The 20,716-nt window shown below is 50.0% G+C and carries 16 protein-coding genes and 1 riboswitch; of the genes, 4 read left to right on the forward strand and 12 right to left on the reverse strand.

The features are described from left to right. Window positions 1–7: 7 nt before the first annotated feature. The 9 genes from mraY to D0Y50_RS14760 form a co-directional block, all read right to left on the reverse strand. Window positions 8–1,090, reverse strand: coding sequence for a phospho-N-acetylmuramoyl-pentapeptide-transferase (mraY, locus tag D0Y50_RS14720; protein WP_108567539.1), 1,083 nt, complete (start codon window positions 1,088–1,090; stop codon window positions 8–10). Then, entirely contained in the window at window positions 1,084–2,487 is a 1,404-nt protein-coding gene (locus D0Y50_RS14725; RefSeq protein ID WP_108567538.1) for a UDP-N-acetylmuramoyl-tripeptide--D-alanyl-D-alanine ligase, read from the reverse strand. Before D0Y50_RS14725 ends, mraY begins: the two co-directional genes overlap by 7 nt. Beyond that, complete coding sequence (locus D0Y50_RS14730) at window positions 2,484–4,013, reverse strand: UDP-N-acetylmuramoyl-L-alanyl-D-glutamate--2,6-diaminopimelate ligase (protein WP_117317640.1); 1,530 nt, start codon at window positions 4,011–4,013, stop codon at window positions 2,484–2,486. The genes D0Y50_RS14725 and D0Y50_RS14730 overlap by 4 nt, the downstream gene beginning before the upstream one ends. After that, a complete protein-coding gene (locus D0Y50_RS14735; RefSeq protein WP_108567536.1) occupies window positions 4,003–5,778 on the reverse strand; it encodes a penicillin-binding transpeptidase domain-containing protein in 1,776 nt (591 codons plus the stop codon). The genes D0Y50_RS14730 and D0Y50_RS14735 overlap by 11 nt, the downstream gene beginning before the upstream one ends. Next, complete coding sequence (gene ftsL, locus D0Y50_RS14740) at window positions 5,775–6,116, reverse strand: cell division protein FtsL (RefSeq protein ID WP_108567535.1); 342 nt, start codon at window positions 6,114–6,116, stop codon at window positions 5,775–5,777. The genes D0Y50_RS14735 and ftsL overlap by 4 nt, the downstream gene beginning before the upstream one ends. Beyond that, window positions 6,113–7,045 carry a 16S rRNA (cytosine(1402)-N(4))-methyltransferase RsmH gene (gene rsmH, locus D0Y50_RS14745; RefSeq protein ID WP_117317642.1) on the reverse strand — a complete coding sequence of 311 codons (933 nt, stop codon included), beginning with the start codon at window positions 7,043–7,045 and terminating at the stop codon, window positions 6,113–6,115. Before rsmH ends, ftsL begins: the two co-directional genes overlap by 4 nt. After that, window positions 7,042–7,500: a division/cell wall cluster transcriptional repressor MraZ gene (gene mraZ / locus D0Y50_RS14750; protein WP_108567533.1), complete on the reverse strand. Its 459-nt coding sequence runs from the start codon at window positions 7,498–7,500 to the stop codon at window positions 7,042–7,044. Before mraZ ends, rsmH begins: the two co-directional genes overlap by 4 nt. A gap of 322 nt (window positions 7,501–7,822) precedes the next feature. Continuing rightward, window positions 7,823–9,289: an ATP-binding cassette domain-containing protein gene (locus D0Y50_RS14755; RefSeq protein WP_117317644.1), complete on the reverse strand. Its 1,467-nt coding sequence runs from the start codon at window positions 9,287–9,289 to the stop codon at window positions 7,823–7,825. A gap of 94 nt (window positions 9,290–9,383) precedes the next feature. Continuing rightward, the gene (locus D0Y50_RS14760) at window positions 9,384–10,148 is read right to left on the reverse strand and encodes a SapC family protein (RefSeq protein WP_108567531.1); all 765 of its coding nucleotides are present in this window, start codon (window positions 10,146–10,148) and stop codon (window positions 9,384–9,386) included. A 522-nt stretch (window positions 10,149–10,670) separates the two neighbouring features. Here D0Y50_RS14760 and D0Y50_RS14765 point away from each other — a divergent pair. Next, entirely contained in the window at window positions 10,671–11,771 is a 1,101-nt protein-coding gene (locus tag D0Y50_RS14765) for a dipeptidase (protein WP_117317646.1), read from the forward strand. A 602-nt stretch (window positions 11,772–12,373) separates the two neighbouring features. On the opposite strand, the gene D0Y50_RS14770 is transcribed toward D0Y50_RS14765, so the two are convergent. Further along, window positions 12,374–13,480 (reverse strand): alpha/beta hydrolase, encoded by a 1,107-nt coding sequence (locus tag D0Y50_RS14770; RefSeq protein ID WP_232366272.1) that lies wholly within the window; start codon window positions 13,478–13,480, stop codon window positions 12,374–12,376. A gap of 214 nt (window positions 13,481–13,694) precedes the next feature. Further along, window positions 13,695–13,792, forward strand: a riboswitch (cyclic di-GMP riboswitch). 123 nt (window positions 13,793–13,915) lie between these two features. Here D0Y50_RS14770 and D0Y50_RS14775 point away from each other — a divergent pair. The 3 genes from D0Y50_RS14775 (at window position 13,916) to D0Y50_RS14785 (ending at window position 17,262) form a co-directional block, all read left to right on the forward strand. Beyond that, on the forward strand, window positions 13,916–14,611 hold the full coding sequence (locus tag D0Y50_RS14775) for an AAA family ATPase (RefSeq protein WP_108567528.1): 696 nt from the start codon (window positions 13,916–13,918) through the stop codon (window positions 14,609–14,611). Beyond that, window positions 14,571–14,891 carry a replication protein RepA gene (locus tag D0Y50_RS14780; RefSeq protein WP_117317650.1) on the forward strand — a complete coding sequence of 107 codons (321 nt, stop codon included), beginning with the start codon at window positions 14,571–14,573 and terminating at the stop codon, window positions 14,889–14,891. The genes D0Y50_RS14775 and D0Y50_RS14780 overlap by 41 nt, the downstream gene beginning before the upstream one ends. A 202-nt stretch (window positions 14,892–15,093) precedes the next feature. Beyond that, window positions 15,094–17,262 carry a GGDEF domain-containing protein gene (locus D0Y50_RS14785; RefSeq protein ID WP_117317652.1) on the forward strand — a complete coding sequence of 723 codons (2,169 nt, stop codon included), beginning with the start codon at window positions 15,094–15,096 and terminating at the stop codon, window positions 17,260–17,262. On the opposite strand, the gene prsR is transcribed toward D0Y50_RS14785, so the two are convergent. Both prsR and prsK read right to left on the reverse strand, forming a co-directional pair. Beyond that, complete coding sequence (gene prsR / locus D0Y50_RS14790; RefSeq protein WP_117317654.1) at window positions 17,259–18,620, reverse strand: PEP-CTERM-box response regulator transcription factor; 1,362 nt, start codon at window positions 18,618–18,620, stop codon at window positions 17,259–17,261. The genes D0Y50_RS14785 and prsR overlap by 4 nt on opposite strands. A 45-nt stretch (window positions 18,621–18,665) precedes the next feature. Next, the gene (gene prsK, locus D0Y50_RS14795; RefSeq protein WP_117317657.1) at window positions 18,666–20,690 is read right to left on the reverse strand and encodes an XrtA/PEP-CTERM system histidine kinase PrsK; all 2,025 of its coding nucleotides are present in this window, start codon (window positions 20,688–20,690) and stop codon (window positions 18,666–18,668) included. Window positions 20,691–20,716 lie beyond the last annotated feature (26 nt).

Raw genomic sequence — 20,716 nt, forward strand, 5'->3', positions numbered from 1 at the left:
ACCTGGGTTACCTCAGCTTCAGGGTGGCTAAACCGACCAGCACTAAAATAAGTGAGATGATCCAGAAACGAACAATTACCCGCGGTTCCGGCCAGCCTTTTAATTCATAGTGATGGTGTATAGGCGCCATACGAAAAATCCGTTGGCCGCGAAGCTTGTACGAGCCTACTTGCAAGATGACCGACAGCGTTTCGATAACAAATACGCCGCCCATAATAATCAGCACAATTTCTTGTCTGACTAAAACGGCCAGTACCCCCAGGGTCCCCCCCAGCGCCAAGGAGCCTACATCACCCATGAAAACCTGTGCCGGATAGGTGTTAAACCACAAAAAGCCTAAGCCCGCGCCAACAATGGCTGTACACACTATGACTAACTCACCGGTCAGAGGGATATAAGGAATATTCAGATACTCGGCGAAGTTGGTATTGCCGGTGACATAAGCAAAAATCGCCAGCGCCCCGGCCACTAGAATCGTTGGTACAATAGCCAGCCCGTCCAGCCCGTCGGTCAGGTTGACAGCGTTACTGGTTCCCACCAGGGCGAAATACACAATCATCATGTAGGCCAGCCCCAGTTGGGGAAAGACCTCTTTGAAAAAAGGTACCAGCAAGGCAGTTTCAGCCGGGGTGGTAGCGGTGCCGTATAAATAGGCTGCCACACCTATCGCGATGGCAGATTGCCAAAAATATTTCCAGCGCGCGATCAAGCCCTTAGCATCTTTGCGGATAACCTTTCGATAGTCATCTACAAAGCCGATAATGCCATAGCCGATAACCACCAGCAGAGTGACCAATACATAGCGGTTAGTTAAATCTGCCCACAACACAACGCTGGTAACAATAGCAGCCAGGATAAGTAGCCCGCCCATAGTGGGGGTGCCCGCTTTGGACAAGTGACTTTGCGGACCATCGTCGCGCACCGTCTGGCCTATTTGCATGCGCTGTAACGCACGAATCATTTTAGGCCCGATTAAAATTGCAATCAGTAACGCCGTCAGGGTGCTCAGAATCGCTCGCATTGTGAGATACGAGAATACATTAAATCCTGTTTCGAACTGGGTTAACCACTCAGCCAGCCAAATTAACATGCAATACGCTCCCGACGGCGATCACGCTTTCCCAAAGGGGATGCCTCAATCGCTTCTACTACTCTTTCCATCTTTGAACTACGTGAGCCTTTGACTAATACCGAGATATCTCGCTGCTCAGCAGATAATCTTGCCAACACATCAGCTACGAGGCTTTCTACATCGCTAAAATGTTCGCCAGCATCGCCATATACTTCACTGGCGCTTTGGCTCAACACCCCGAGCGTTAAGAGATAATCGATGCCTTTTTGCTGAGCGTATTCGCCGACCTGGGCATGATAATAACGGGCTTTTTCGCCCAGTTCCGCCATATCACCTAATACCAGAACCCGCACCCCGCTAAAAGTCGCCAGCGTATCAATAGCGGCGTTAACCGATGCTACATTTGCATTGTAGGTGTCATCCAGCAGGCGTACCTGACCGCTGAGTGTTTTCACATTTAAGCGCCCTTTTACCTGCTCCATCTGACGTAACCCTTCGCTGACATCTTCGAGAGTGGCGCCAACCTGAATCGCTAAAGCTGCCGCCAGCAGCGCATTGCCAACGTTATGTAAGCCGGGCACCGCCAGTTGTATAGCGATGGTGCCGCCGGGGGTTATCATCTGAAATTCAGCACAACCATCCAACCCGAGGCTAATATCTTCGGCGCTATAATCAGCCTGATGCTGCTGGTCTGGTGAAAATGTCAGGGTACGCTGGTGTTTCAGCTTGCCCTGCCAGAATGGCGCAAATTGGCTATCGATGTTGATGATTGCGACCCCTTCTGGGCCCAACCCTTTGAATATTTCGCTTTTAGCCCGAGCGACACCAAACAGGCTGCCAAAACCTTCCAGGTGTGACGCTGCCGCATTCACAATGGTGGCCACATCTGGTTTGACCAAATCAGTGGTATAGGCTATTTCCCCAAGATGGTTAGCGCCCAGCTCCAACACCGCAAAGTCGTGTTCTTCCGTTAGCCGTAACAGCGACAACGGCACCCCAATTTCGTTATTGAAATTCCCTTGCGTAGCCAGCACGCTGCCGCGCCGCGATAAAATTGACGCAGTCATTTCTTTTACCGTGGTTTTTCCGCTGCTACCGGTAATCGCCACTGTTTTAGGGCTCACCTGCGCTTTGACCGCAGCGCCCAGCATACCCAGTGCCTGACGTGTATCAGCTACGGTTATCACAGGTAATGTAGTGCTCACCGGCTCACTGGCGATAATGGCGCTGGCGCCACATGCTTCAGCCTGGGCAATAAATTCATGGCCATTAAAATTAGGCCCGGTCAGCGCTATAAATACATCCTGCGGTTTCAGCGAGCGCGTATCCGTGCCCACTCCCGCCACCGTGATATCGCTACCACTTAGCTGGCCGTCAATATTTTGCGCAATCCAGGACAGCGTGGTTGTTATCATTTGCTGTACTCCTTTTGCAGCCGTGCAATAACGGCGCGCTCGTCATAAGTTGTTTTCGTCTTACCAATAATCTGGTATTGCTCGTGCCCTTTACCGGCCACGACAATTAAATCTTGCGGGGCAGCCTGCATCAGGCAATGTCTGATAGCGGTTTCCCGGTCATCGATATAAGCCACCTTTTGCGGGTCGCTGAATCCTGCCTGGATATCGTTCGCTATTGCCTCGGGGGCTTCAGAGCGGCTATTGTCGTTGGTTAATACTACAGAGTCTGCGCCTCGCTCGGCGACGGCGGCCATCAATGGCCTTTTGCCTTTATCCCGATCGCCTCCACAGCCAAACACGCACCATACCGCACCGTCAGTATGTGCCCGGGCACTTTGCAGTACTTTGTCCAACGCATCGGGGGTGTGCGCATAGTCCACTACCACGTTGGCATGCTGCGCAAATGCAAACACTTCCATCCGGCCTGCCACTGGAACCAGCATAGGCAAAATGCGGGTAATATCGTCGAACCGTTCCCCTTGCACCAAGGCAACCGCCACAGCACTAAGCACATTACGCACATTAAACTGGCCCAGCAGCGGCACATTAACCACATTAGTGCCCCAGCTGGTTTGTAGCCTGAACTGCACCCCAGCCTGATGGTATTGCACATTTGTGGCCAAACAATGGCGATAGTCGGGCAATGCATGGGGTTTAGGGTCCATACTGGTTACCACCACCTCGACGGTGTCTGGAGCATGTTCTATCCATTGTTGCGATTCGCTATCGTCAGCATTGAGCACCAGCGTGCGTAAGCCGGGCTGAGCTAACAAGCCTCGTTTTGCTGCCGCATAATTTTCCATACTGTGATGGTAATCAAGATGGTCGCGAGACAAGTTGGTAAATACCGCAATATCGGCTTTAACCTGCCGCAAGCGGCCCTGCACTATCGCATGAGAGGATGCTTCAAACGCCACTTGACGCACTTCGTGAAGCACGAAGTCTGCCAATAAGGCTTGCATAGTAATAGCATCGGGGGTGGTATTGTCACCGGGCGAAGGCACCCATTGGGTTGAATCACCTTCATAAACGCCACTTCCTAACGTACCAATGGCCGCACAACGCATGCCTAAAAGCGACTTAATCTGGCTAACGAGTTGTACTACCGAGGTTTTTCCGTTTGTTCCGGTGACTGCGACAGAGTGCAGCTTAGTGGCTGGATAATCGTAAAAAGCAGCAGCCAGGGAAGATAACATGGCAGGTAAATCAAACAGATGCACTATCACGCTGCCGGCGCGCATTTCCATTGCGCCATGGGCTTCACTGTCGTCAGTTTGCGTCAGTATGACTTTCGCCCCCAGGCTGATAGCCTGCGGGATAAATTCGCGTCCATCCAGCGCATGCCCCTGCAGAGCAACAAAGGCCTGGCGCGGCGTGACCTGCCGGCTATCCAGCACAAGCCCGTCAATCCGGATATCCGGTGCTTCAATACCAAATTTGGCTAATAAAGGACGAATACTCTGGGTAAAGGCATTAACTACCATGCTGTCCTCCATTTAGCCATTGGGTGGATGTGACCTGCTTATCATCCGGTGGAATATTTAACAGCTGTAAGGCGCCGCCCATAATGGCGGAAAAAGTAGGCGCGGCGGTATCACCGGCATGGTACAGATCACCGCCAGGTTCGTTAATCAATACCACGGTCACCAGTTGGGGGTTCGTTAACGGCGCGATACCGGCGAAAATGTTTACGTACTCTTCGCCGTAACCACCCGCGACCGCTTTACGACTGGTACCCGTTTTGCCCCCTACCCGATAACCAGGTACTGCTGCCTTGGTTGCCGTGCCGCCGCGCTGCACTACCGACTCCAGCATATTCATCACCGCCTGGGCGTTTTTTTCACTAAGCACACGCTCAGCTTCGGGCTTCCAGCCTTTTGATTTAGGGCTTTTCACAATGGATAGCGGATGTTTTATCCCGCCATTAGCAATGGTGGTGTACATGCGCGCAATTTGCGCAGTGGTAACAGAAATACCGTAACCGAAGGATAAGGTCGCCAGTTCAAACTGTGACCAGCGGTTACGTTCATGGAATATACCGCTGCTTTCACCCGGCATATTGGTACCGGTATCGGTCATTAGCCCCATGTTGTAATACGTATCCAGCAAAAACTGCTTAGGTACCCCCAGGGCCAGTCTTGAGGTTCCCATATTGCTAGAATGTTGAATAATTTCTTCCAGACTCAACTTGCCGTAATTGCGATGGTCTTTAACCAGGCTTCCGCCCAGTCGCATCCAGCCCGGCCCAGTATCGACCATGTCGTCAATTTTCACATTGCCGAATTCCAGCGCAGACAACACAGCCAGCGGTTTCATCGCTGAACCGGGCTCAAATGCGTCGGTGATCACCCGATTACGCATACGGCGGGGCGAAACGTCGTTGCGATCATTTGGGTTGAATGATGGTGCATTCACCATGGCAAGTATCTCGCCATTATGAATATCAATCACAATGGCCGACGCAGAGGTCGCCTGGTAATACAGCATGGCTTCCTTTATTTCGCGATACGCCAATGCCTGAATACGTTGATCGATAGTCAACGATAAGTTACCCGCCGCTTCACCGTCTTTGCTTTCCAGAATCTCTACCTGGCGGCCTTTGGCATCACGGCGGATAATTTTCGAGCCAGCCGTACCGGTAAGCCAGTCATCATATAAACGTTCAAGGCCTTCTATGCCCGCATCATCCACATTTGTGATACCAATAAGCTGGGCGGTGACCTCACCGTTTGGATAATAGCGGCGGCTTTCTCGGCGCAAATAAATGCCGGGAATATCCAGTTGGCTGACATAATCGGCCATGGCAGGTGAAACCTGGCGTTGCAAATACACAAAGCGACGTTTGGGGTCGCTAACTTTTTCAGTGAGCTCTTTCACATCCCGCCCCAACACATCGGCCAACGCCTCCCACCGGCGGCTTTTTGCCAAACCGTTTTTCTCGTGCACAATTTTGGGGTCGGCATAAATTGCCCGAACCGGCACACTTACGGCCAGCTCCACCCCGTTACGGTCCGAGATTAACCCTCGGTAGGTGGGCATATCACGCGTGCGCAGGGTACGGCTATCGCCTTGCTGAATCAGGTTGTCAGGGGCAATAACCTGGATATAAGCGGCCCGCACCGCAATGGCGGCAAATACCAGCGCGACAGCAACCAACACCACGACAAACCGCCACTGCACCAGGCTGGGTTTAACGTTTTGACGCGCGCCCCGGTTTTGTTTCTTGCCTTTTAGCAGTGCTATGGTCATTTGATTTTTACTACCACTTCCTGGTCCGCGCTGGGACGATGCATATCGAGCTGTTTTTCTACCATCGCTTCAATGCGATTGTGTTCAGTCAGGGCGCGTTGCTCTAACACCAGGTTACGCCACTGCACATCCAGCTCATCACGTTGCTGCATCAGGCTTTCCAGCCGAATATTTTGTTGCCGGTTGTAGTGGCTGGCTAAAATAACGCTAAAGCCAGCAACGATTACCGTTAAATACAACAAAACCCGCAACTTGTTGCGGGTTAAATCGTGAGCCAGAATACCGAGTAAATTAAAGTTCGTGGCCGACTGATTATTGCTGCTGGCCCTGGCGGTCATAGCTTTTCTGCCACCCTGAGCACGGAACTGCGCGAACGCACATTCACTTTTATTTCTTCATCGGTAGGCTTGATAGCTTTACCTATCGGTTTAAGCACTTTATCGGCATCGATTTCGGCCTGGGTCACCGGCAAATTATGCGGTACGACCTTGCCTTTGCTTTGATCTTTAATAAATCGTTTTACCAAACGGTCTTCCAGCGAATGGAATGAGATAACGGCGAGCCGGCCGCCTGGCTTCAGAACGTCTACCGCAGCTTTTAGCCCTACACGCAACTGGTCAAGCTCGGCATTGATATAAATACGAATGCCCTGAAATGCGCGTGTGGCCGGATGCTTATATTTATCTTTCACCGGCACCGCTGCATCAATCAGTTCAGCAAGTTCTAAAGTTCGGCTTAAGGGCTGTTCTTTACGTCGTTGAGCAATCGCATAGGCAATGCGTTTACCAAATTTTTCTTCGCCGAATTCTTTGATAACCTGGGTAATATCCTGCTCTTCTGCCTTGTTAAGCCAGTCGGCAGCACTTATCCCACGGCTGGTATCCATGCGCATATCCAATGGCCCGTCGCGTAAAAAGCTAAAGCCACGGCTGGCGTCATCAAGTTGGGGAGAGGACACGCCCAAATCCATCAGTACGCCGTTTATTTTGCCGGCCAGGCCGCGTTGGGAAAGTTGCTGGGCCATATCACCAAACGGTTCATGAATAATAGAAAACCGAGGATCATCGGCCAATGCATTGGCAGCAGCAATAGCCTGGGGATCGCGATCAAATGCGATTAACCGCCCGTTGGCAGACAACTGCTCAAGAATTTTGCGTGAATGACCCCCGCGGCCGAACGTGGCGTCGACATAAATGCCGTCGGGATCAATGTCCAACCCTGTTATACACTCATTGAGTAAAACAGAGATGTGGGCAAAGTCGGTCATAAAGAAAAGTCCTGTAAGCGCTCGGTGAGTTCGAAGTTTCCTTCACGTTCAGTTTCCATGTCCGCCTCAATCTGACGGGCCCATATGTCGGCATCCCAAACTTCCAGTTTGTTAAGCTGACCAACTAACATGACTTCTTTATTCAGTTTTGCGTGTTGTCGTAGTGGAGAAGACAGAAGAAAACGCCCGCTTTTGTCCATTTCGCCTTCTGTGGCATAACCTAACAAAAGACGCTGCATCCGACGTTCAGCGGGGATAGTACTAGAAAACTTACTGAGTTTTAGTTCAATTTCTTCCCATTCGGGAAGTGGGTAAAGCAGCAAACAACTTTGTTGTGTATCGACCGTGCAGACCAGCTGTCCGTTACAATCATCCAACAGCGGCTGGCGGTATTTTGTTGGTATAGCCAGCCTACCTTTTACGTCAAGATTGATTGCATTAGCGCCGCGGAACATTCCCCTAGCCTTTTTTATGTTTTGCTTATTTTTCTTGTTTTATAAATGCTGGTCTGCAAAACGGTACTTAACGATCCACAATTCACCACATTTACCCACTGATTGACAGTTTAGGTAGGTTCCTCTCCCACTGTCAAGGAAAAAACTGGCCTGAAGGCCGCGTGGTTAGTGGGCTTTAACTGTATCTATATACAGCCTTTGGGTGAAGTCGCTGATTACAGGGCGGAAAAAACCCACTATTAGTGCGGATTAAATTTTACTGCGGTGAAAATGTAATGAAGGCTGAAAAAAGCCGGTAAATATTGTGATAGCTAATCACGCCTCATGGCGCCGGCCGGTAATCACTCATATCAAGTTGTTGGCTAATGCCGTCAAGAACATCTTCGCGCTGATGATTGACATATAAAACTGTGCTGTTACTGCGCTGCATAAGTTGTTGTACCACAGCTAATACTTTGCGCCGGTTGAGGGTATCAAGGTTGTTGCAAGGCTCATCAAGAATCAACAGCGCCGGCTGCTTTACCATGGCCCGGGCAATCAATGTCAAACGCTTGTCGCCTTCGGCAAGGGACTGAAATGACACCGCGCCCAGATGCGTCAGGCCGAGCACCGCTAACCACTGTCTGGCAATACGTAATTGGCTATCGGTGGGTTGCTGATACAAGCCGATACTATCGAAAAATCCGGATAGTACAGTATCAAGCACACTGACACTCACCCGGTATTGTAAAAACAGCTGGTTAGACACCACCCCGATATGCTTTTTGATATCCCAAATACTCTCACCACTGCCCCGCCGGTAGCCAAAAACAGTGAGCTGATTGGTATAACAATGGCTATCATCGCCGGTAATCATGGCTAACAGTACACTTTTCCCCGCTCCATTCGGCCCGATGATTTGCCAGTGGTGCTGACGCTTCACACTCCAGTTAAGGTGCTCAAAAATAACCCGGCCGTTATAACTCGCCTGTCCATCCGTAAGGCTGACCAACGGATCAGGAAGTGTAGTGCCAGCATTATCTGCGTCGGGTAACGCTACTGTAGCTTCACTGAGGGTTTCATATTGGTTAAGTGCTGCGCGCATAGTGTCAGTATCACTAAATGACGCCTGCCAGCTGATAGTTAGCTGTTCCAGGTAAACGCAATACCAGGATTGTTCAGGTAACGCGCCGACGGCGTTGGTTGCAATTACCACCGTGGTAGGAGCCGCGATATCACTTAGCAGTTGAGTCAATACTCTGACAGATTGTGCATCTAAGCCGTCAAATGGCGCATCCAGTAATAACCATTTGGGCTGATAGGCAATAGCTCTGGCCAGCAGCAACTTTTTGGTTTCGCCGGTGGAAAGCCCCGTAAACGGAGCCTCCATAAGCGCTCCCAGGCCTAACCGGCTGGCCAGTTCGCACGCATAGTCAGGCTCACGTAGTCCTTCGCAAAGTACCGCTTTAGCGCAGGTGGGCGTAGCCACGATATCCAGAATATCGGCGCAGGCCTTTTTACGCTCGGCGTCCAGTATTGCTTGCTGGGTGGCTGTACTCACCAGTATCCGATCCCCTTGCAATACGGGGATGCTGCCAGCAGAGCGCCCTTGGGCCGTCGCTGTGGTTGTGGGGTATAGCGGGTGAACATTGGCCGATGGTTGGCCGGTCATTAATGCCAATAAGAGGGATTTACCCGCGCCATTGGGCCCGGCTACCAGAACCGGCTGGAAGGCTTTCAAAGATAAGTTATCAAGCTGAAAACGCTGGGTTTTATTTATTGGGATATCAATATTGCAAAGTGTCAGCATAGCAGAATGAGATATGACTTAAGGATGAACAAAACGGATGGGCGGGGGTAACGGTCCAAGGCCAACCGCTACGGTTGGCCTTGGACACCACACATTACTGCGCGGTGGCGGGGGCTTTTTCTTCTGCTTTAACGCTGCTTAGCTGCATCGTTTGGATGGCGTTATCGGTATCTTTAGACAGTTCGACCAAACGGTTCAACTGGCCTAATGACATCATAATGGCATACATGGCGCCCAGGAATCCTGACTTGTGTAGCTCAAGTACCTTGGCTTCAGGCAGTTCCAGCAGCTTCTTCTCGTTTATGCTCATCATGCCGGTCACATTACGCTGCTGACCACTTTGGTATTGCAGACGAATCTGAATTTCTTCCAGTAGTTCCAGCTCAAGTACCTGCTTGATAAAGCGTTGTGTCATCATTTCGCTGTTCGCCAGATCGCCTAGGAATTGCTGACGATTTTGCAGGTATTCTGATGGTTCACCGCTTTCAGTGAATAAAGGCTGACCTTCTTCACCCAGCAGCTCGCTGTTTTCATCAATATAAACGCCCAACTTCTCGCCGTCAGGACGCACGTCAAACGGGTAACGTAAAACGTTCATAGGTACATGCGGGCCTTTCCAGCGATCTGTTGCTAAAAACAGGTTCTGGTTTTGTTCCATGCCCAGCATTGCCACCACGTGGTGACGATCGGCTTGCGGATCTTTAATAAAAACGATTGGCATAGAAGACGCCAGCTGCGCAAACTCTTTAATAGATGCTGCGGCCAGGTGTGTATTCTTTGCAAATGCAAACGTATTGTTCACCGCTACTTTTGTATCTTTGTGTTTTTCTTTATCTAGCGGGATATAGTTAATTGCCATAATCTAATTCTCGTAACAGTTAGGGGTGGTAATGAATACATGAACCTGAAGACAACGCCATTGGCGGGCTGTTTCACGCGCTCCCTGCTTTAAACCGGCCGTAATTGCCTGGTTCTCATGCGGGTGAACAGTATTACCACGAAATTTACTTCAACAAAACGCCCTGCCCTGTTGCACGTTCTTGCGCGTGCTCCTAAACAGCAGGGAGAGGGGCAGTATCCCGTATTTACGGGCGTAAGTCACGCGCAAGCACCATAGCAAGTTTTAAGATTTTATGACAACCGATTAACAGTTTTTTTTGTTAATCACGACCGCTGGTATCTCGGGTAACACCATGGCACACTGCTTATGCGTTAATCAGCGTCATAAATAATAAAAGTAACGTATTGAATTCATTTAAAAAAGGAAAGCACACATTGATGCGACTCAGCCTACTGTTCATTTCTGGCCTGTTAACCCTGGCCGCCCCCGGTTATGCCTTAGCCTCTTCCCCCCCAGCAGCCTTCCGAGGAGGCCACCAAGTTGGCTCAGCAGGCTATCATTATTGATGGTCATATTGATGTGCCATACCGGCTGCACGATAGCTGGGTGGATGTCAGTAGCGCCACTGCCGGGGGCGATTTTGATTATCCGCGGGCAAAAGCGGGCGGTCTGAATGCGCCGTTTATGTCAATCTACGTGCCCGCATCGCTGGATAATTCTGCCCAATCTACACAACTGGCGCATACATTGATTGATTCAGTTGAAGCCATTGTGTACCGAGCGCCGGAGAAATTCGCTATCGCCACCAGCGCAGCCCAGGTTAAACGTCAATTCGAGCAAGGCCTGATATCCTTGCCGATGGGCATGGAAAACGGCTCGCCTATCCAGGGCGATATGCAGAACCTGCAGGTATTTTATGACCGCGGTATTCGTTACATTACGCTGGCGCATTCCCAGGCAAACCATATCAGTGATTCTTCCTATGACTTACGGCGAAAATGGAAAGGCCTGAGCCCATTCGGCCAAAAGCTAATAACCGAAATGAACAATATCGGTATGTTAATTGACATCAGCCATGTATCAGATGACGCCTTCTACCAAGTGATCGAGCTAACGAACACGCCGGTCATCGCCTCGCACTCATCACTGCGGCACTTTACGCCTGGGTTTGAGCGAAATATGAGCGATGAAATGCTGACCAAACTGGGTAATAACGGGGGCATTGTAATGATTAACTTTGGCTCAGGATTTGTTACCAAAGAAGCACGCCAATGGCGCGATGGTTTAAGTAAGTTTACTCAGCGTATTATAACGGAAAAAGGTAAAGACAGCGACGCCGCGGCAACTGCTGAACAAACGTACCGCGCCGAGCACCCTTATCCCTATTCTAGTCTGGCTGAGGTATTAGACCATATCGACTATGTGGTAAAACTGATTGGCGTGGAGCATGTGGGCATAGGGTCCGATTTTGACGGGGTCGGTGACACGTTGCCCACTGGCTTAAAAGATGTATCAGCCTATCCTAACCTGGTACAGGGACTGCTTGACCGGGATTACAGCCAGCAGGATATTGAACTGATTTTAGGGAAAAACTTTTTGCGGGTATGGCAGCAGGTAGAAGATTACGCAGCTGAACACTAAGCGCCAGGCCATTTGACGTTCGGATATGGTCAGGTAGCCCCACCCGCGTTGCTGTGATCACGGCGGGCGGGGCTGAACAGGGGCAGGTTAGCGGTTGTCCCAAGCCGCTACAATGTTCTTCGCAACCGGGCTTAGCTATAAGGCAAGGCATGCCGCTATGCGCGATATGCAATATTTTATCTTCACCCGTACCCCCGGCCATGGCTAGAATCAATCGGTATACGAGGCACTGGCGGCACGGGAAAACGGCCGGGCGCGGGAAAGCTGCCATGTGTAGTGAGACTGCCTAGAGCCATAAAATGACCCGGAGCTAATGAACTGCCCGGAGCCACAAACTGTCTAGCACTAGGATAATTCGCCAAAGCGTGACCTACCGCGCGCGCTTTTCACTGCGTTCTCGTTTTAACGATTCTTTGATTCCTTAACCGCTCTTTTTGAAAGATACCTTATACCGCCTCTTTTACATCGCCTGTCATGCGCTAAAAATGGACCACGGCAAAGTTACCGGTGTCCGTCTTAAAGCGGCCTGATTAACCGTTGAATTATGGCGCTATATGATTTGCCAGCAGAGGCTGGCAAATAGATACCCGCACACCCGTCATTTATTTAGCTGCGTCGTTAAAATCGTCGTAGCTGATATAAGGGCGCGGGCGGTTATTATCTAAAGTTGTGGCACCATTTTGCGTATTTGCATTAATAAAGGCTTGCAACATGAACACCATCTGGCGGTATAACGGGTTTGCTTTAGGCACAGCGCAGCGCTCCTGCGCATTGACCTCGCTGGTATTAAAATGCATATCAGCAACGAGTTTACGATTAAGTGGCAAGTCGGCATGGCACAGGTCGTACTCTTCATCAATTTCGAAAAACGTATTAGTAGCATCAGCATGGGTAAGCAGCGATTTTACTCCGCGAATGGGCGTAGTATGGTCTGCTTGGGAATGGGCAACGAACATGGGTACCTGAATTCTGGCCCCGTCGTCTAGCCGCGTGCGAATAGCATCAATAATATCCATCAGTTCCAATCCGGCAAACCCTGCCACGGCAGGATACTTGTAGGGATTAGGGCCGTGCGTCTGATAGTCCCCGTCAATCCATTTAGCCAGGGTTTTAATTCCCCATATTTTCCACATTGTTTCTGCGTTTTCAGACAATGCCAGCGCGCCAGAGAACAGCAATAGCCCATCAATACCCTCAGGTGTATCTAAATACTGGTCTACCGCTAAGGCGCCGCCGGTAGAAAACCCGCCAATAAAGTGCTTTTTACCTAATGGTTTTGCCAGCTCAAGCACTTTATCCACGTGTTGTTGCCAGCGCTGCGCCAATTGACTGTCTTGCATATCAGCATCTGCCTGACGTAATCCATGGCCAGGTAACAAAGGCACCACTACCGTAAAACCATTGTCATATAAGACCGCCGCAATCGCCTGCAAAAAATAGGGCGAGTCACTTAAGCCGTGAAACAATATCGCGACATTGTCGGTGGGTTTGCCATGATGCAAAATAAACGGCGCGTTCCCCTCGTTACGCAGACTGGCAGAGCAGACGGTAAAACGTTCTGCTGAACGTGTAGAACAAGGCGTGACAGAGCCTAGCTCCTGCTCATACAGCTTTTTAAATGCCGAGAAGGTAGCCTCGGGCTGGCTGGCCCAGGCAGATAAAGCAAGCATTGGCAATAGGCCAAACAACAACACAGTCCACTTCAACAAAAATCTCCCCAATAACATCAGCCTTAATGCTGAAGCATCATAATAACACGAGTTTCTTTACGATGAAGGCCGGATAGCATACGCCCCAACCGTTCAAAAAATGTCCACATGCGTATTTTCTTTTATATCTGTACCTATAGCGCCATGCCTGCCTGCCATAGCAGATACGCTATGCTCAATAAACAGCCAGGTTACAATGCACCTGGCCAAGCAGTATAGAAAAAGGCAAAGCGGTACGAAAGTCCGTGACGCAAAGCTTCCGGTCTTCCCCTTTTACGTATAACTATAAGGGATGATAGCGGGGCTGCCGGCCAATCTGCGAGTTTGATTCACGGGGCGGTACGCTTTTTCAGTCAGTAACGTAATAGCAGGGCATACACGGCGCCTAAGGCGAATGATGGTGCGCACGATAACGTACAAAACAGGACTGTACCCATGATTATTTTAGTAGGTGGTGAGAAAGGCGGCAGCGGTAAAAGCTGCTTGGCGCAAAATATTGCAGTGTATTTACGCAATGAAAAACAAGCCAGCGTGCTAATGGTTGACTGCGATCCACAGCGTACGACCTCTGACTGGATTCAGGAACGTAATGCTAATGAAGCCTTGCTCGCCATTAACTGTGTCCAGTTGTATGGCAAAATTCGTAATGACCTGCTTAGCTTACGTCAGCATTACGACTTTGTAGTGATTGATTGTGGCGGGCAGGATAACTTAGCGTTGCGCTCTTCAATGGCGGTGGCCGACCACATTCTGATCCCTTTGCGTCCCAAGCGTCGAGACTTAAAAACTGTGCCGCATATGGAAGACATTTTATCTACCTGCAAAATGGTCAACCCGGCGATGAATCCGGCATTTGTTATCACCCAGTGCCCTTCGTTACCCTCGCTGGCCAGCCGCATTCTGGAAGCCAAAGAAGTCTGCCGCTCATTTGAGGTGCCGGTGCTTAATTCGGTTACGTTCAGCCGCAACATGTACGACGATTCAGAAGAATCGGGGATGTCAGTAATGGAAAGTGAGCCCGCCGGCAAGGCAGCAAAAGAAATACGCAATATCATAGAAGAGCTTTTAGCGCGGCAACAGGGAGTAAGCGATGAGTCTTTCCAACCTCAAAAAATCCACGCCGTCAGCTAAACCTCGTGCCATAAGCGTGGAGGACTTTATCGACCAAGCCTTGCACTACGCAAACGGTGAGCCGCCGGTGGCACATGTTACTACCGTGCCGGAAAAGGCCTGTGCGGAACCGATGCGCAGGGCAACCTTTACTTTAAGCGAGGTCAATCGCCAAAAGCTTACTCTGCTTAGCCATAGCCGCGGCATAAGTCGTTCCGGACTCATCAGAAGCTGGATAGATCAGGCCTATGATGACTTCCCAGCCCCGGGCGGGCGAAGTAATAAAAAAAGTCGCCAGTAAGGCATATCTTCAATAACGCAAAGATACCGTGGGGAAAGCCTTCACGGAAGCAGGTAACCGCCGGTAAGCCTATCTGCGGGTGGTGGCTACGCTAAACCGGTTACACGCTGAAATGTATACCTTGTTCAGCTGTTTGATTAGATTTTTCGCAACTAATGCGTTACAAGGGTAAATAACACATACAGTGGATACAAAAAGGAAGATGGGATTGCTTCGTTCGTTGGTCATAGGGTTATTTTGTTGTGTCTGGACACAAGCCAAAAGTGCACCTGCCAGCTCGTTTCTGGATTGCTCGCCCACTGTATGTCAACAACTACAGCAACTGCTAAGCGACTTTAACCGCGGCCATCCCCTGCAAGCCAGTGCGCAGCTTAATGCTCTCATTAGCCAACTGGCCGATGCCGGCGAAACAGACGATCTCGCCTCCGCCCACTATTACCAGGGAAACTTCGCCAGGCTGCAAAGCGCTTATCAGGACGCATTAACCGCCTATGATGCCGTATTAAAACTCTACCCTGCATCAGGGTATGGTATACAAAAAGCGTTTATTTTAGGCGAAATCGCGCGGGTCTTCCGGCTTCAGGGGAAGTTTTCGGCGGCATTAGACAATGCTTACCAAGCGCTGCAAATATATCAAAAACATCAGCACCTTACCGGTATTGCCTGGCAACAGATTACCATCGGCAGTATTTTACTTGACCGGGGCCAATACGAACCCGCTTTAGCCGTGCTACAGCAAGTTACTAAAAGCGATACGATTAACCACGAGCCGGTCCTGCCGGGCCGGGCCCTGTATTTTACCGGACTTACCTATTTACGCCTGCAACATTACGCGCTAGCGGAACAATACCTGAATGATGCCAGACAAATTTTTGCCCATGCGACTAACCCCTTTGATTTAGCCTTAAGTTTTGCAGCGTTGGGCGAATTATGTCTGGCCCGTGATGACCTAGCCGGGGCCCAGGAACTATTTTCCAATGCTATTACGCTGTTTGGCAAAATGAACGCCCCGGTAGAGCTACATAAAACCCAAAGCATACTGGGGTTAACCTATATAGCGGCGGGCCGGCATGATACCGGCCTGGGTTTACTTAATGGTGCCATGCAATTTGCCCAACAACGCGGGGCCGACGAACTGGAAGCCTATTTACATATGAATCTGGCCCGCGGTTTATTAACTACCGGGGCCGTCGAGCGGGGGTTGGGGCATGTGGAAGCCGGAGTAAAAATGGCGCTGGCCCAGGACCGCGCAGGGTTACATACCGATTTATTAAGCCTCAAAGCCCGTTTGCTGTATGCCCGGCAGGATTATCAGCAAGCTTATGAGGTACAGCAAAAAAGTTATACACTGGCTGCTAACCTGGCAAATCAGGCCAGGCTGTTACCCATTATCCAGCAAAGTACTTTATTGCAGGTGCACCGGCAGGCCGAGTCTATCGAGTCACTTAAACAAACCAAAGCCGTTGCGCTGGCCCAGGCTGAACAGCGCAATTTGCGCAATACGTTAATTTTAGGCTCGGTAATTACTTTGTTGCTGTTTCTGTTCCTCTTGTTTAGCCGCTACACCCATCATCGTCAGAATATGCTGCTGCGGCAGCAGGTGAAAGCCCGCACAATTGAGCTGGAAAGCAAAAATGAGCAGTTGCAGGAAGCCTTTCGCTCGCTGGAACAAGCCAGCCTGCGCGATCCACTAACCGGCCTGTATAATCGTTACTATCTGGATAACCGTCTCCCCGGCGAATTACGGCGAGCCCAACATGCCAGTGCAGAATTACCTCACGGCGAACTGCCTACCGATACTGATTTACTGTGTTTTTTAATCGACATTGACAACTTTAAACAGATTAACGATGAATACGGTCATCTTGCTGGCGACAAGGTTCTGGTGCAGTTCTCCCGGCTCATTAAAGAGGTATTTCGCGACACTGACTTACAAATACGTTGGGGCGGCGAAGAATTTTTAGTAATTTGCCGCCAGGCGAATCGCGAGAATATAAAAACCCTGGCCGAACGTTTTCGCCAGCAGGTTAAACAAACCCGCTTTGTCATCGAGAAACAACGAGAAATCAAAGTAACCTGTTGCATCGGCTTTAGTGTGATGCCGCTGGACCCTGCCGGGCCATTTACCACTACCTGGCCCACTACCTTTGCACTGATTGATTATTGTTTGTATGCAGCTAAGTTGTCTGGCAAAGATTGCTGGGTGGGGGTGTGTGAAGCCAGGGAAAGCGCCCTTAGCGCGTCATCCCATAGCGATGACAGGCAATACGATACCAGCGTTATAGGCCGGAAATTCGGCCTATACGGATTGTCCCTGGCCACGTCGCTGAACAACCTGGCAAATATTGAATGGCCAAAGGACGAGAATTAAACGCCGGTTTTGATATCTTCCAGGTGGTACTTATCAATTAGCGAATACAGAGTAGGTCGGGTAACGCCCAATAGCTCAGCGGTTTTCGACATATTCTTATCGGCACTCAAGTAGGCTTTACGTATAGCTTTGCTTTCTGCCAGCTCTCTGACTTCACGTAGATTAAGGGTTTCGGTTTCAGCCGACTCGCCCGGGGCCAATAAGCCCAGGTCTTCAGCCTGCACGACCGTTCCTTCTGCCATAATGACGGCCGATTTCAGCTTATTCTGCAGCTCGCGGATATTCCCAGGCCAGCGGTGGGCTAACATCGCTTTAATAGCCCCCTCGGAAAAACTTTTCGCTTTGGTGTTGAATTCTTCCCGGTACAAATTCAAAAATGTCCGCGCTAATAAAATGATATCCTGGTCACGCTCACGCAAGGGTGGAATCATGATGGGAATTTCGCCAATCCGGTAGTACAAGTCCTCCCGGAAAGTTTCCGCGGCAACCATGTTTTGGATGTCGCGGTGGGTAGCGCAAATAACCCGGATATCCACCGAGATTTCCGCTCGCCCGCCTACCCGCTCAATAACCCGTTCTTGTAAAAAACGTAGCATCTTGGCTTGCAAGCCTAAGGGCATGTCGCCAATTTCATCTAAAAACAGCGTGCCGCCCTGGGCGGTCTCTATTTTACCCATGGTGGTTTTATTTGCGCCGGTAAACGCGCCTTTTTCATAACCAAACAACTCACTTTCCAGTAGATTCTCTGGTATCGATGCGCAGTTGATAGCCACAAATGGCTTGTCTTTACGTGGGCTGTGTTCATGAATACTGCGGGCGAACACCTCCTTCCCCGTACCGCTTTCCCCTAATAACAGCGTACTGATATCCGTTCCGGCAATTTTTTCCGCGCGGCGCACCACGGTTTGAATAGCGTCACTGTTGCCAATGATACGGCCCATACCAGGGCGGCTTTTTGCCAGTATACGGTTTTCGTCTTCCAGCTTAGATAAATTAAGTGCGCGGTTTACCAGAAGCTTAATGGTATCTGAATCAATTGGCTTCTGGTAAAAATCGTAGGCCCCTAATTCAATAGCTTTAAGCGCATTTTCTTTATCATTATTGCCGGTAACAACTATTACCTTGGTACGTGGCGCCAGGGCAATAATTTCTTCAAGGGTTTTTAAGCCTTCCGAAGCATTGGCCGGGTCCGGTGGTAAACCGAGATCCAGCGTTACCACTTTAGGTTCATGCCGTCTAAGCTGCGCAATTGCAGAGGTACGATCATCGGCGAACACTACCGTATAATCCGTAAAACTCCATTTTAACTGTTTCTGGATGCCCAAATCGTCATCGACAACTAGAATGGTATCCGTCATTGGCCTGTTATCCTGTTCAATAGTTATTTCGCGAGTGTGAGTACGTTAATCCAGGGGAAAGGCCAGCGTAAAGCAGCTACCCCGGTCAACTTCACTGTTCACTGTCAGGCTTCCGCCGACAGATTCCATATAGTGTTTTGCATCATAGGCACCTATGCCCATGCCGGCATTGCCCTTGGTGGTGTCAAAAGGCTTAAACAACCGCTGTTCGATAAACGTTCTGTCCATACCGCAGCCGTTGTCTTCCACCAACACCAGCTGTTTGTTTTCAGCCGCATCTACCTGCAAACGAATAACCACAGTGCCGTTATCCGGCGTAGCTTGCTGGGCATTACTGATAAGGTGATAGATAACATTAGAAAACTTTTCGGCATCAACCACCACGCTATGTTCTTCTTCACACAATAATTGTGGAACAGGCAGTAAGCTGTGACAGCGATTATCGATAACCTGGGTGACGATAGGTGACAGTAACTGGGCTGCATCCATCCCTTTGTCTTCTACTGTTTTTTCCGTCAGCTGGCGAAGCATTTTATCCATCCGCGCTTTGGTATAATGCAGCGTTTCAAAGGTATCATCAATGAACTCAGGGTTACTCTTATGCTGTTCAGCATTACATAGAATTAAGTCCACCTGCGCCAGGACATTTTTTAAATCATGTAGGACAAAAGCGGACATTCGGCTAAACGCCGCAAATTGCGCGTTCTCTGCCACGGCATTAGCCGCTTCGCTGTGCAGAATATAGGTAGCCACCTGCTCGCTGACTGCGTGCAGATAATCACGCACCTCCCAATTCAGGGTGACCTTCTCACCGGAGTTACACAATAGCGCAAAGCCCCATACCGCCTCTTGGTTAAACAACGGCACCACAAGCTGGAATTTACTGGCTTTAACCATGTCCCGGTCTAGCTGCAACCCTTCATATTTGAAAGGGTTAACCTGGTATTCCTGCAAGTCAATCAACCAGTTGGTACTGGCACAAAACGGAATTAATTGACGCAAAATAACCCGCTCTGCTTCGGTAAATTCGGCATAACCGCAGCCGCTCACCCACTCCACATTATTGCCAACCACTTTAGCCAGTACGCCGCAGTCATAATTTATAGCTTCGCAACTGCCTTTGAGCGCGTTAGCGTAAACATCGTGAATCCCGCTGGTCTGCGAAGTCAACGCCTTGGTCAGTTTGACCCATTCCACCCGGTAATCAAACTGGTTAGCGAAAAAGTGTTTGGTAATGAATACCTTCACCCGGTTACGTAAACTGTTAGAGGTGACTACGGCGGCCAGTAACGTAAGGGATAGTCCCAGCGTAATAATCTGAAAAGTTGCGCCCCAGCTGCCACCAAAATAATTAACCGCATACCCGGCCATCGCCACCACAAACAGGAAGGCGCCTGCCACCAGCATGATGGAGCTATGCAGCACCACCTGCCGTGAAATGAAAATATCGACGCCCCAGTGCCGGATTCGGCGAATCGCAATGACTAGCAGCGGCAACAAACACAGATAAAAATAGCCACGCGCAGCAATAAAACCCAGTTCTACCTGGTTCACCATAGTGGCATTAACATAGGTAACAAATTCAAACAGATGAATTGCCCCCAGGTAAATAACCAGGGGCTTGTAAGCCCAGCGATCCTGGTTTGCCTGGCGGTATAACACTTCCAGTAATAACAGCACCTCAAGCGATAAAATAGTCATCAGCAGAAAGTGTGTGGAGGGCTTAAAAGGCAATATTAAGGGGGCAATCAGGGTAAACAATGCCGGCGCCAGGATTACCGTGGTGGCCGGTCGGCGCAGCACATCCCAGATGGTGGTAAAGTCGTTACGCAGGCAACTGGCCAGAAACAGCAGCCAAACAAGCAGCTTAAGGGCATCTGCAGTTAGCAGATACTGCATGCTGATGGGCCCGAATACTGCAGTGACGTAGCCCACAGACCAGCCAAACGTTACCAGCGCAGCCAGTACCAGCAGATATTTCGCCAGCCCGGCTTTGCGCACTGTAAATAGTAATAGCAGCAGCACCAGGTAACCCAGTGCATTCATACCATATCCAATATCCGCTATCATCAACCGTCCCTATTTTACTGCCTTAA

Origin of the sequence: Salinimonas sediminis (assembly GCF_003429285.1) — a bacterium.
GTDB lineage: Bacteria > Pseudomonadota > Gammaproteobacteria > Enterobacterales > Alteromonadaceae > Alteromonas > Alteromonas indica.